A 14,218-nucleotide genomic window follows, 5' to 3' on the forward strand; every position below is an offset into this window, starting at 1 on the left:
GAAATCTCTTCCATTATAACACTCAGCAAAAATCGTAATGAAAAACTTATCAACAGACAAATAATAAATATTTAGTAAGTTAAACTGTCATAGTTTGACTAAAAATCATACATATTGTCAGATAGTGTTTTACTTACACTAAATGAAACAATGTTTGTATATCTCGCAGTAAAGCAAATTTTTTGCCTTCAAAACTCTCTTCTGTGCGTTTTTATTTCAAATCATTTGTCCAATTTTTTCTTTTTTGTTTGGTGACAATTATCTAACAGCTTTCAAAGCTTATAGGCGAATTAATTTGTGTTTATTTTAATTTATCGATTTAATTCTCAATTCGCGATTTGCGAATTGAGAATTAAGTTTTTATATTTACAGTATGAAAGCACATAACGGTATGAGACCGCATGACATTGTGGTGCTATTGAAGATCATTGCCTTTCAAGGCAATCACTGGTTAAGTAAAGATTTGTCGGCAACTTTGTTTATCAGTCCTTCGGAGATCAGTGAATCGTTAAACAGATCTATGATTGCAGGGCTACTTAGCCCGGATAAGAAGAGAGTGATGAAAAATGCGATGCTTAAATTTATTGAGAATGGATTGCGTTTTGTTTTTCCGGCAGAACTTGGTGCGATTGAAAGGGGAATGGCGACAGGACATAGTGCCCCTGTACTTAAGGAATTCTTTTCTTCATCGGAAGATTATGTCTGGCCATTTTCATCGGGTAAATCCAAGGGGCAGTCAATTACTCCGTTATATACCAATCAGGCGCGTGCGGCTGAACTTGATCAGCATTTGTATGATATGCTTGCCCTTGTTGATGCGATCAGAATTGGTAAGGTAAGGGAATGTGAGAAGGCAGTCGAATTATTGAAAATGTATTTTAACGGAATTTATGCATGAAAATTTAACCCGCATCAAAGCGGTTAGTAAAGTCCTGGATGGACTGAAGCAAGAGTATGTGTTTGTTGGCGGGGCTACGGTTTCGCTTTATGCTACTGATCCTGAACTGGCTGAAGAGGTGAGGCCGACGGATGATGTGGATGTGATTGTTGAACTCGCTAGCTATGGAGGCTATGCTGAGATTGATGAGAAGTTACGTGCGCTCGGTTTTGCGAACGATGTGGAATCCGGAGTAATTTGCCGGTACCGGTTACAGGGGATTGTTGTGGATGTGATGCCAACAGAACCTAAGGTGATTGGTTTTAGTAATATTTGGTACCCTGATGGTTTTGCCAATGCGGTAACAAAGGCTTTAGATGACGAAACATCTGTACGCATATTTTCTATGCCTTATTTTGTAGCTTCTAAATGGGAGGCTTTTAAAGGTCGGGGTAAGGGTGACTACAGGACAAGCAAGGATTTTGAAGACCTGGTTTATGTTTGGGAAAATGCGGATGACTTTGCTGAACAGATTATTGCTGCTCCAGCGGACGTAAAAGACTATCTTAAAAACGAATTATCTACAATAATGAATTCTGACGATTTTTCAGAAGGTCTTTATGCACATTTGTCTGGCGGGTATGGTGGAAAAGATGCGAATTATATACTCATCAAATTACAGCAGGCTTTTGAAATCTATTAATAGGACCTTCTAGAGCTGCTAAACAGACAGTTGAATCAGCTCATGTTTAAAGTTCTGCCTGATTTGGAAAATGTCCCAGAAATAGCGGTTCCTCACTGATTGGAAATTCATATTTAAAAGGACGTTCGGATTTGAATAGCCGAACAATGCTATAGATGATGCAAGTATACTACACATTGTTGTGGTGAATTAGTTTGCTATATTAGTGGTTTAAATTAGCGTCTATGTTCATATTTTTAGGTATCGTTTTATTAATCATTATAATTGTTGCTTCAAGTAAAAAGAAGCAGCCTTCAGCTCTTCCAGAGATTCAATTTAATTCAGCACCTAAACCCTACGTACAACCAACAAAAATCAATCCGGTGGCGATTAACATGGTTACTAAGCATTTTGGAGGGGAATGGCTGCAGTTCCTAGCCGCAAAGGGCGATAGGGTAGCTGTTAGTGATCAGAGAATTCGTGAAATGGTAGCTATTGGGTATTCTCAGATGAAAACTAAAGCTCTTGAACATTTGCTGATTTCCTTCATTCATATTACTACTGATAATACACCTGGTACAATCGGCGTCAACGTCAAGAGCGACAATTATGCTGCCCTTCACGAGGCAATTTATGGGTTGATCAAAACAAACCGATTTAATCAGGTTTCCATTCTATCTACATTAAATTTTTTATCTGAAACGGCCTATGCTGACAAGAAGCGAGAGGAGCTTGAGCGAAAAGCAGAAGCTGCAGAGAATAAGGCCAAACAACTGGAGTTGAAACAACAGTTGGCGGAGCAGCGCAAAGTCATAGCTCAAAAGGAATCGGAACTTAAACTAAAAGCTGCGGAACATCTGCAAACTTTGAATACTACTCCATCTGAGGCGGGAGTTAATGCGTCTTTACGCCAGAATCAGACGCTTGACTTAAGTACTGGAAAATGGGAAGTAGCAGAGAACAGGGTGGATGATTCGATCATCGAAGTTTCCCAGGAAAGTACGAAGATCACTCTCCCTCCGGTAGAGCCTGCTTCGTACTCATCAAATTATCAAACTAATTATCCTGAATATGACCCTGATCAGTATTCCTTGGGTAAGAAGTATAAAAAGAAGCTAAATCTTGCACCTCAGGAAGTAAAATGGCTTAACAAATTCTGGAACTATTCTAATGTATTCAATTCTATTGAAGGGTGTGAACTGGAAATTATCAAGCTATATTTATTGACAATCAAGTTATTGAATAAACGACTGAAGAAGGAAAACTCTTCGCTGGATCAGGAAATTGAGCCATTGAAGACCATGACCGCAGAATTTGAGAAGTCTCAGCCTAATTACTGGCAAGGCTATGATGAGGTATATACGGGTGGATCTGCGGAATCGGAAGCTTATAATTTCGTGTATAAAAAAGCCGAATCTGTTATAAGGGAGCAATGGAAGCACAAGCGTAAGATATCAGCCACCTTTTATTCCAGGAGTGTTGAGATAAAAGAATTCTTTGATAGCAGGTTGGGAAATTTGGTTGAAGAGATTATAGATCAATTAATCCCGACTATAGGCGTGCCGGATGAGATTACGGAAATCGCTTTAAACGAAGCAACTACTACCAGGTGGAAAACGCAGTTTCAGGAATTAACTGATGGTTACATGGCTGATGACCATACTGAACTTACTGCAGCATTACATAGGTTAGGCAAATTGAATAAAAAGAATCCTTCAGTGGAACATATCTTCTATGAGGCTTCTAAATTCATGACCCCATTGGACAAGGTGGAAGCACTAAAATTTTATATGCATTATATTTGGAAGGATCTCAATTCTGTAGTAGTCGACAGAAAGGAATTAAACAAGACGATTCAGAAAAAGCTATTTGCGAATGAAGGACAATTGAGCGCTTTTCAGGAGATTATAGATGAGCTGGTAAGAGGTCGCAACTTAACTGCAGCGTTAAAAGCTGTTGAGGGTATTTATAAAGCAAAACGCAAGAATATTACTTTGGACACTGAGGCAATCAGGCGAGTGGAAGAGCAGCATAGTGGAACTGTTGACAAATTGAATGAATATCTACAGGATGATGATGAAGTTTATGAATTGCATGTTAGCCGTCCAACAGAGCCGGTGTCTGCGGTTCAGACTGGGCTGGCCTTAACCAGTGAAGTATCACTCAGTCAAATACAACTGGAATGTTTGAGGCTATTCGATAATGAATCGCATTCGGCTGATTCGGCCGATATAGAGTCTTTTGCCAAATCAAAATCTGTATTTAAAAACCAGCTTATTGATGGGATCAATGAGAGCTGCTATGAGGTCCTGGATGATGTATTAATTGAAGAAACTGAAGATGGATATGAAATTAATCCGAATTATTATACACAAATTAGAGCTTAATGATATCAAATTTAAAACCCAAGGAATCTACTGCCATTATTAATTCACTGCTTGGTGGAGTTGTTCCTAAAATCGGTGTGCAACACATTACTGTGGGTAGATCGCCTGAAGTGGAAGCTTTTTTAAGCGCTTTAGAGGATGTTAAAAATGGACACAGTATTGTGAAGTTTTGGATCGGTGAGTTCGGTTCTGGAAAATCATTTATGTTGCACTTACTGAATACTGTCGCCCTTAAACAAAAATTTGTGGTGGCAAATGCTGATTTTACTCCTGATAACCGCCTATATTCAAATGATGGTAAGGGAGTTGCCTTGTATGCTACAATCATGGATAATGTATCTATCCAGACTAAACCTGAAGGAGGGGCTTTGCCGACACTACTTGATAAATGGATAGAGCAAATTATGATGCAAACGGCGCAGTCAAATGGTATTAGTCTTGGTGAGATTAGAGATGAACAGTATCAACAGTTGGTTCAGAATGACATTATGAAAACTGTGAATGAGATCACGGAGGTTGGTGGATTTGATTTTGCCTGGGTGGTGGTTAAGTACTATGAAGGATTTATCAAGGAAGATGATCTTTTGCGCCGGAACGCTTTAAAGTGGTTAAAGGGTGAATACAAAACTAAAACCGAAGCAAGAGCCGATCTTGGTGTCCGGGAAATTATTAATGACCTGAACTACTATGATATGCTTAAAAATTTCTGTAAACTGTTTGTGAGCATTGGTTATAGCGGATTTATGATCAATTTGGATGAGGCAATTAACCTCTACAAAATATCCACTTCGGTAATGCGGGAGAAAAACTATGAAAAGATACTAAGCATATATAATGACTGTTTCCAGGGGAAGATCAGTAACTTGTTTATTAATTTTGCAGGCACAAAAGAAGTGCTGGAGAATCCGCGTCGTGGGTTGTTTAGCTATCAGGCTTTAAAATCGAGGCTGGAAACAAATAAGTTCGAAACCCAGCAGATCAGAGATTTCGCTCAACCAGTAATACGTTTAATGCCTTTGGACCATAATGAGATCTTTGTGTTGCTGAAAAAGTTGAAATTAGTTTTTGATTTCAATTATAAGATTGATTTGGCAGTGACTGATACCGATATTCAACAGTTTATGGAGGAACTTTTCAATAAGCCGGGAGCTAATGAGTTCCTGACTCCAAGAGAGGTGATTCGTGATTTTCTGAACATATTGAGCATTATCCGTCAAAATCCAAATGTCGATAAGAAAAAGCTATTTGGTGATCTGGAGATTAAAGATGAACGACCAAATGAGACCCTTCTTGCTGACATTGAGGAATTATAAAGGTGTTTGAGCTGCTGTCTGAACCTGTTAGGAAGTATATACGCGATAAACACTGGGAATCATTGCGTCCCATCCAGGCGGCGGCGATAGAAAAGATCATGACCACTCCGCTGAACTTGATACTCGCTTCCAGAACCGCATCCGGGAAAACCGAGGCGGCTTTTTTGCCGATTCTTTCCAAAGTTGATTTTACTCAGCCAAGTGTCCAGGTATTATATATTTCACCCCTGATAGCTTTAATCAATGATCAGTTCACAAGGATTGAAGATCTTTGTGCTTATTTGGATGTCAGCGTAACTAAATGGCACGGCGAGGCCAGCCAGGCAAGGAAAAAGAATCTGGTGAAAAATCCGAATGGAGTGCTTTTAATTACTCCGGAGTCTTTGGAGGCAATGCTGGTTAATGCACCTTATAATGCGAATACGCTATTTTCAGGTTTAAAATATGTGGTTATTGATGAGATTCATTCTTTCATTGGTGCAGACCGGGGTATTCAGCTAAAATCAATCCTTTCAAGATTACAGTATTTAAATACTGACAAATTTGTAGTAGTTGGACTTTCTGCAACGATCGGTGACTATACTGAAGCTAAAAAGATGACAGGAGATCCTGATCATACTAAAGTTCTTTTAGATAGAACAGCCAAGGAGATGGAGGCGAATTTCAAATATTTCAAAATGGAAGCCGCTGATTTGCCGCTAGCATTAATGAAAGATTTGTACTTGAATACTATGGCAAACAAAGTGCTGATATTTCCCAATAGTCGTGGCCGTGCAGAGGAAATAGCAGTCAAGCTGAAAAAGATTTCAGACAAAGTAAATGGGCATGCAAATTATTTTTCCCATCATTCATCTATTGATAAAGAGCTCCGTGAATATATTGAACATTTTGCCAAGACCAATGTCCGTTTCCCGTTTGCGATTTCCTGCACTTCTACCCTGGAGCTTGGCATTGATATAGGTTCGGTTGATAAGGTGGTTCAGGTTGACGCGACCTATTCTATCTCTTCTTTGATTCAACGCATTGGCAGAAGTGGCAGGCGGGATGGTGAAGTGAGCAAACTATTGTTTTATGCTACTGATAAATGGAATTTGCTGCAGTCGCTCGCCTGCTTTGATTTGTATAAAGAAGGTTTTATTGAGCCAGTGAATGTGGTTCGGCAGCCATTTGATATCTTATTGCATCAAATGCTGGCCTATGTAAAGCAGTTATCTAGTTGTACAAGGGCGATGCTTTGGGAACGAGTGCGGGAAAATTATGCCTTTGACCAGGTTGCAGAGCAGGACTTTGATGCTATTTTAACACAACTGCTCGAAAAAGATCTACTTGAATTGATTGGAGGAGAGCTTATCATTGGTGTTGAAGGAGAATGGGTGGTAAACAATAAAGATTTTTACAGTGTCTTCAAGACTGAACCGACTTATAAAGTCTTAAATTATGATAAGCCTATCGGCGAAATTCCTTTCTCGCCGCAGCTCAATGAGGATGAAAATCTGTTGCTTGCAGCTCGTATTTGGAAGATTATCGAGGTAGACCATAAGGCTAAAAAGATTTCGGTTATTCCTGCTAAAGATGGTAAGAAGCCAATATTCTCTGGTTCAGGGGCTGATTTGCACCCGAAGATCAGGGAGCGGATGCTTCAATTACTGCTTGAATCTGAGGAAATAACTGAACTGGATGAAACTTCAATCGACATCCTCAGAGAATTCCGCTCGGAGTTTAGAAATTATAGGATTGAAAGTCTCGAGGATGACCGACCCGCACTATTAAAGGAAGGCACAATACAGCTATATACTTTCCATGGCACCCGGGTTAATAAAAGCTTACATTTTTTATTTGACCTGATTGGTCAGGAAAGTAATTATCTGGAACAAACTAGTAGTTTTACGTTCACCGGTGGAAAAGCGGAGCTGCTTAGTTTTATCGCAGAAGCAATTCAGATATTAGAAGATATTGATTTTCACCTTGAGAACATAGTGTTAACCAAACCTTCGATAATGGAGTTTTCCAAGTGGGGACATTTTTTGCCCTTGCAGTTGAAGTGTCGTTTATTAAATGATAAATATTTTGATTTCTACGGGGCTCGTGATTTTTTGGATAGAGTCAGTCTGGTCGTTGTTGAATTTGAATAACTCTTCAGTAGTCAATTTGGTAATGGGCTTTGGCGACAGCCGAGGGGATCAGGTCAATGATGCAAATATGACCGTCTGCAACGCTAGGCTATATATCTGAAACCTGCTCTACCGATCTGGTTGATTAGGCGAAGGGTACTTTGTGGGTATGAGTTGGATTTTTTGGACATCGATATCGACCATGATGTTCAAATCCACACAAGGTGTTAACGAACAACTATTTCATTCTATGCATTGTAATTCTACAATTACTAATCGCAAAGATCATCCTCATTTTCACCGCCATGTGAAAGATACCTACGATCATTCATTGAGCTATGAATTTAAACTGCCTGATGATTCCAAAAGATCATTCCATTGAAGTTATGCTATGTCATTTTCCAAAGTCATAAGTACGACTATAGTTTCATTGGAACAGTGATTAATGCGCATTTACTCTACTAGAGATAAACTCTGTTTTTTGCACATCTCTAGTAGAGATAAATGCGTGTTTTTATACACATACAAATACCCCAATAGAGACTGCAACTGCATCATTTGATCTGAGTTGTTTGGTGCTTGGATAAGATAATTATCTGCCAAATTTCACTGTGTAAGCTATTTTTCATTCTTTTTCTTTTTCCAGGTTCGCTTATATTTTAACGGAAAATCTCTACTAAGGGGTTCCTGGGTAACCAACTCACTAATTCGTGCAATTTTCCTTAAATCATCAATAAATTTTTTTGAGTTCAGTTCGAAAGGGAGCACTGAAAGCCTTAGAGAAATCTAAGGCTTTTTTGTTTTCAACCCTGAAACCTATTTCCTGCCAGGATAAGGAACTTGGATTTCTTACTTATAAGATCAGTCCAAAGGAATAAAGCAGTTTGTGCTGAATCAGATACACAATCGAAATTGTTTAAAGCTTTAGTTATAGTTAACAGTTACACTGAAAGGAGAAGCAGAAGTATAGACGCCTGCTACCTGGCTGCCACCTACATTTAAAGTTGCACCTACATTAAGTGTTTGCGTACCCGCAGTTAAAGTACCTGTTACCGATGGAGTGCTGGTGAATGTGCTGACTGTCATGGTATTAGCGCCGCTTGCAATGGTCAGTGCAGATGATGGAAGTGTAATGGCGTAAGTATATGCCCCCTGGCCATTTACAGTGAATGATGCTGCGGTTACGGTTCCCGCTGTTGCCGGAAGGGTTACTCCGCCCGTTGAACTTCTGACACCTGCCGGAGTTAAGATAACTGTACCGGCAGATGCATTTACTGCCACGTTACCAAAATTCATGTCAACTGTATTGGTGATACTGATCGGTGTAACAATAGTTGCAGATGCATTAGCTGTTGCTGTAGCCTGAGCAAAAGCTGAGGCTGTAATTAAAAACAATAGTGTAAAAGTAATGCTGGCGGAGGTTAATAGATTTTTCATGATCGGTTATTTTAGATACAATACGTGCGCTGCAGGAAGATAACGACAGAATAAAAAAAGAAGATAGTGTTAAGTTACGGATTTTTTAATGTATAAGCTGTCCTTAGTTGATGGATGTAATGGAATATGACAAATATCAACAGGTTTATTGTGTAGGTAATACCTTTTCTGGAATTTCTTTTAAGGGAGGTCTTCTCCGGGCAAAAATGAATGCATCAGGGAACCCCTTATGTTTTATTTTACGGACTATGTTTTTTGCCGCTTGTATATCATCCACACCAGTCACTATTACATTGTAATGCTGATGGGTGGAAGGCTTGATCACTACAGTATAATTAAATTCAGCTACGAGGTAATCCTGGGCTGCTTTAGCCTTATGATAAGAAAGATGGGCTACCTGTAAGGTAATGTCAAACTCCGGCTGAGGTTTTTCCTCAGGCTTCTCTTTTGCCAGAGGAATGTTTTTTTCTTCATTAACGGGGACATTTTTAGGGAGAGAATGTGTAGATTCTTTTTGATTTTTAAGGGTTGTATCATTGGCTGCAAGTGAAAAATCCAATCCATCAACAACAGCGCCTTCCCTGCTCTTTTTAACATTGAAATTTAAAATTTCGGGTATTGATTTTAAATTCAGTTTTATTAACTGAGCTGTGTCTATCCGGACAGTATAATCGCCCGGAGTTAATCCCAGATAGCTGAAATAGCCATCACCTTCACTAATTGTACGGAAGGCTACTTTATTCTCATTTTTCTTATAAAAATTGATGATGATACGGCCTTGCCCTTTGAGTTCTTTATTGCTTTTTATATTGACTCTTCCTGATGCTTCGGCAACTACTGTGACAGGAATTTCTACAATCTTGATCTTGTTTGGATCAATAGCTATACTGAAATTATGTTTGAGCAGCTGCCATGAAATATTATCAAAGCTGGTAGGGTCTAGTTGCAGTATATAATTCACATAAGGTTCCAGGTCAGTTATTCGGATAGTGGTGTCCCTGGTATTCTGCTCAATACGTCCTCCATAGCTCTGCAGTTTAAGTCCCTCGGCTCTGGGTTCACCCGGATCTCTCTGACCATTATAATTCAGATCCAGATAGGGAATGATAGTTATTCCACCTTTTCCTACACTGGTATGATTGGTTAAACCCAGGTATTTTGTCGGATGATCATAGATCAGGCTACCACTGGCAGATTGAAGAAACCGGTAATTGTCATTGGTTTTACGTACAGATGCGCTGGTTTGTGCGAATGAAAAATCATACCGGATTCCCAATTCGATATTTTCAATGTGACTGGCTACGATTTTCTCATAGGAAAGATTTAAATAGCCTTTTTTGAAAACTCTGCTTTCAATTTCCTCTTTGAAACCAATAAATTTACCTGAACTGTATTCATATTGTACTTGTTGCGTGAAACGGAGATTCTTCAAAACTATTGCGGCTACAGAAAAGGTAGTGTAAACATATGGTGAAGTTTGTTCAGCAAAAAGTGCATAAGTATTGATATTTGCATTCAGGTTCCATATGACGCCAGAAACCAACCATTCGGTAGTGGTATATTTGGTTGTAGGCAGCGTGATCTGGTCAAGTGTAATCCTGGTATAGCCAGAAAAAATTTTCCCCCTGAACGGAGCGGATATAATAGCTTTCCGTTCTTCTGTAAAAGTGTTATTTATAGCGTTTTGTCCTTGTTTGTACCAGGTGTCATTGAGTTCGAACTGTATTCCAGATGGCATTCTGTAGGTCAGTATTCCTTTGGTGCGCACACCATAAGTATATTCTCCTGAAAGCAGCAGGTTACTGAATAACCTGGCGGATGAATTGATAAAGGGCATAGTTGTACCAGATGTAACTGAGGACAGGTATTCAGTTCCTCCCCCGATAGTTAGTGTCCTGGTAAGACCGTAATTGGCACTCAAACGGGAATAACGGGACCTCATGCCGTCTTCTACTATACCAGCACTGGCAGTATATTCGAATTCATCCTTTGGTAAAAAATTAAATGGAACACTGATATTTTGCTCACTTGTCCGTTCCTCTCCGGCCGGGCCATAAAACTTTAATTTGACGAGTGAACTACCATAAACCAATGGAACTTCAAAGGTGTAATAACCAGACGCATCTGACCGGACATAGCTAATTAATGTATTGTTTACATAGAGTTCCACTATCCAGTTGGGTTGAGTGGTATTACTTAAAGTATAGGTGCCAAATGAACGTCTGTAAGTTGTCGGGGCATTGGTTACCTGCATACCTACAATCGGGGCATAAATTGAAGAAGTTGCCTGTCCGAAAATCTTACCAGCCAGAATTTGTTTAAACACGGGGTTGTCATTATTGGCAAACCGCCATAAATAATACTGATCTCTTTCCTGCAGGGGCTGAGTACTATGATAATTTATGGAGACGTTGGTTTCTCCACCTGCAACTATTCCACCCAGTCCAAGGACAACTCTTGTATCAGAACCTAATTGTTTGTCCTGGGTATTCACTACAGACCAATCGGCCATGCCTAGATGAAAGGCAGGATATGTTCTCCTGATGGTAGAGTCAACCTTGACTTCACCTTTCAGGTGACTGAGGTTGTTCCGCATCTCCGCCTGGCGCATCTCACGCATAATGGGTAATTCGAGTGAAGTGTTTAATAAAACCGATAGATTGCGAAAACTGAATGTACAATACAGACCAAAAATTTTACCCAGGTATTCTGAATTTAAGTACAGACTGGTGGGTGTTTTAATTAGATCTTCAGGTTTGAGATTATAAATCTTGTCCTTATATCTGATGAGATTATGGGTTTTGTCTATCAGGTAGGTATCTGGCTGATTGATGAAAAAACCACTGATCGAATCACGGGTTGCTGAAGGAGAATTAACTATTTTTAAAAAGTCAAAAATATCACTTACAGGAAGGTAAGCTGTCTGGTCATGGATAAGAGAAGAAACTTCTATAGTGCCTATGCGCTGTACGTTTAAATAAACTGAAACCTCTTCAAAATCGGCTTGTGATTGCGCCATGCTACGCAAAGAGAAAAATAACTGCATAAGCAATATGATTATGGCTATTCTTTTCAGCGGGACCAGAAAATGATGAAGTTCAGGATTTTTTTTAAGCACAGCTGAAGGTTGATTTAATTCTGTATAAAAGTTACCGAAAAAGTACCACTGTAATTACCAGGGGGGTTAGCTGGCGAAGTACCTACAGTTAAGGTCCCGCCTATGGTTAAATTTGTACGGCTTGGTGATACTGCTGTTGCGACGAATGGAGAGCCCAGACTGGATGAACCAATATGCATACTCATTGAGCCACCGTTACTGCCACTCAAAGTAATATCAGGACCATTGCTGATGGTAATCAATGTACCAGGTTCTGCATCTACCTGGAAGATTGCGGCCGAATAGGAAAAACCCAGATTGACCTGGATCACACTTCCGGTAACTGATCTGGAGCCATTTGAGGAAATGATGACAGTTCCTCCTGAACCACTCTGGGCAAATGCCCCAAAACTTAGCCCCTGTGCAGGATTAACATAGATGATGATAGGTCTGGGTGGTTTCTCCTGAGCATATATATTCAGCGTGCATAAAAGCAGGGCCAGTACACTCCCTATTTTGGTAAGCAACTGTTGTTTTAAAGCCATTTTGTTGTTTCTAGACATTAGTTAAGAAATAATTTTTTCGAATGAATACTGCTTGAAGAAATAAAACTTACTATGTAAATCCCGCTGGCAACATTTGCGTCAATTTCATAAGTGCCATTGCCATTCAGCTTTTGACGGGATAATATCTGACCCAATAAATTGACCAGTACTAAATCTCCTTTTTGCTCATTTTCCAGATGGATATAAACTGTTAATTTGCCATTAGCGCCATAGACATTGAAAATATCGTTACTGGAATTCGGATTGATAGCTGTTTTAAGTGGTTTAAACCTGATTGAAAAACGATTGTTGTAATCTCCGGAAGAAAGCTGGATACTGGATGTCTTATTTTCTTCCAGTAGCTGATTGGTGCCTGTTTTAGCGTCGCTTAAATAAGCGTGTAATTCAAGTGGAAGATTCTCCAGCGTTCGCAGGGTAAAGTCAATTAACCCTCCTTGATTAATATTCAGCACTAATGGAATTACTGTGTTTGTATCAATTGAAGGCAAGGCGTTGATGGCTAATTTTGTAGCATCTGTAGCAATACTATATAAATTAGGGGCCTGATCACTGGTATTCATCAGTTTAATAGCATCCAGTTTAGAATCAAACCCTGTAGTTGCAATCTCCTCAGTATAGACCACAAGCGGATCAGATGAACTTGGACTGCCGGCATAACCCGCACTTAACCTCAGTAAGATGCGTGGTTTTGCAAAAGAGGGGTCATTTAAAGAAGACGTCTTATGAAATACGGGTGACAGGTTATTTACCCTGACTGCATTAGTCATTGCCAGTGTAGCTGTAACAGGATAGCTGCCACTACTTACATGTACAAAGAAACCCTGCATAGATGCAATCACATTATTGGCAATTCCATCGCTTGAGACATTGTTAATATAACTGCTGTATGTACCTGTATATTGACTGGTTGAACCCGAATCAAAATAGTATATCGCATTGTCAACATTGGTTTTTGTCCAGCCGCTGCTTGCGTTCCAGTCAATGGGAGAAGGATAGGGGTTACCTACCAGATTAAAACCCAGAGTATAGGGTTGATTATGATTATAGAGGGTGGCAGAAAGTGAGCCGTTATTAACTACACCGGTTATGGTGACCAGTTTTTGAGCGGTTAATGCGCCAAAATCAGCGGCATAACCTTGTAATGGGTTAAGTACATTTGTAGTGGTGGAATAATTGGTCCAGCCCGAACTGGGCTGGTTCTCTATATAAGTATAGAAATTTGGGAATGCTGCTGCAAGGTTTACAGTACTCGAAAAAGCGTTGACTGTGGCAGCTGTAAAGGGGGAACTAAAATATTTGTAACCAAAACCGGCGGCGAGATAACGTTGCATGGTTAAATTGCCTGTAACACTACCGGTGCCCGTGCCATCAATCAGTGAGGTTTGTGTTGCTGTTGATAATAGCGTAAGATTACCATTCGCATTTAGTGAACCGTTACTTAATAATATGCCTCCGATTTGCTGACTGCTGCCAACTGTGGTAGTGCTTCCGGTATTAATATTAACCTGGGTAAAGGTTGTATTGGTGGTGCCGTTAAGGGTTTGAGTTGTACCTGCAAAGATAACTGAACCTCCATTTTGAGTAAAGGAGCCGTTATTGGTGAAATTCTGGTAGGTTATTAAATTGCCATTGTTTGCAATGACATAGGCACCAGATGAGATCGTCATCCCTTGTCCGAATAGAGAGACCGGGATGAGCAGCGAAAATATACTCGTAATCGTTAAATAGATATTAGCTCTCATTATACT

Annotated in this window: 9 protein-coding genes; 5 read left to right on the forward strand and 4 right to left on the reverse strand. The window is 39.7% G+C overall.

From position 1 onward, the window contains the following. Positions 1-373: 373 nt before the first annotated feature. From HDF25_RS14750 to HDF25_RS14770, 5 genes are all read left to right on the forward strand, one after another. Positions 374-898 carry a hypothetical protein gene (locus HDF25_RS14750; protein WP_184626012.1) on the forward strand — a complete coding sequence of 175 codons (525 nt, stop codon included), beginning with the start codon at positions 374-376 and terminating at the stop codon, positions 896-898. After that, on the forward strand, positions 891-1,580 hold the full coding sequence (locus HDF25_RS14755) for a hypothetical protein (protein ID WP_184626014.1): 690 nt from the start codon (positions 891-893) through the stop codon (positions 1,578-1,580). The genes HDF25_RS14750 and HDF25_RS14755 overlap by 8 nt, the downstream gene beginning before the upstream one ends. 224 nt (positions 1,581-1,804) lie before the next feature. Further along, positions 1,805-3,946: a tellurite resistance TerB C-terminal domain-containing protein gene (locus tag HDF25_RS14760; RefSeq protein ID WP_184626016.1), complete on the forward strand. Its 2,142-nt coding sequence runs from the start codon at positions 1,805-1,807 to the stop codon at positions 3,944-3,946. Beyond that, positions 3,946-5,259, forward strand: a complete 1,314-nt coding sequence (locus HDF25_RS14765) for an ATP-binding protein (RefSeq protein WP_184626018.1) — start codon at positions 3,946-3,948, stop codon at positions 5,257-5,259. The genes HDF25_RS14760 and HDF25_RS14765 overlap by 1 nt, the downstream gene beginning before the upstream one ends. Before the next feature lie 62 nt (positions 5,260-5,321). Beyond that, positions 5,322-7,391 (forward strand): DEAD/DEAH box helicase, encoded by a 2,070-nt coding sequence (locus HDF25_RS14770; protein ID WP_221450913.1) that lies wholly within the window; start codon positions 5,322-5,324, stop codon positions 7,389-7,391. Between the two features lie 903 nt (positions 7,392-8,294). Here the strand turns inward: HDF25_RS14770 and HDF25_RS14775 are convergent. From HDF25_RS14775 to HDF25_RS14790, 4 genes are all read right to left on the reverse strand, one after another. Continuing rightward, entirely contained in the window at positions 8,295-8,807 is a 513-nt protein-coding gene (locus HDF25_RS14775; RefSeq protein WP_184626022.1) for a DUF4402 domain-containing protein, read from the reverse strand. 145 nt (positions 8,808-8,952) lie between these two features. Then, positions 8,953-11,925, reverse strand: a complete 2,973-nt coding sequence (locus tag HDF25_RS14780; RefSeq protein WP_184626024.1) for a hypothetical protein — start codon at positions 11,923-11,925, stop codon at positions 8,953-8,955. Between the two features lie 14 nt (positions 11,926-11,939). Continuing rightward, positions 11,940-12,467 (reverse strand): DUF4402 domain-containing protein, encoded by a 528-nt coding sequence (locus HDF25_RS14785; protein WP_184626026.1) that lies wholly within the window; start codon positions 12,465-12,467, stop codon positions 11,940-11,942. Then, positions 12,467-14,212: a T9SS type A sorting domain-containing protein gene (locus tag HDF25_RS14790; RefSeq protein ID WP_184626028.1), complete on the reverse strand. Its 1,746-nt coding sequence runs from the start codon at positions 14,210-14,212 to the stop codon at positions 12,467-12,469. Before HDF25_RS14790 ends, HDF25_RS14785 begins: the two co-directional genes overlap by 1 nt. Positions 14,213-14,218 lie beyond the last annotated feature (6 nt).

This window comes from Pedobacter cryoconitis (genome assembly GCF_014207135.1).
GTDB lineage: Bacteria > Bacteroidota > Bacteroidia > Sphingobacteriales > Sphingobacteriaceae > Pedobacter > Pedobacter cryoconitis_D.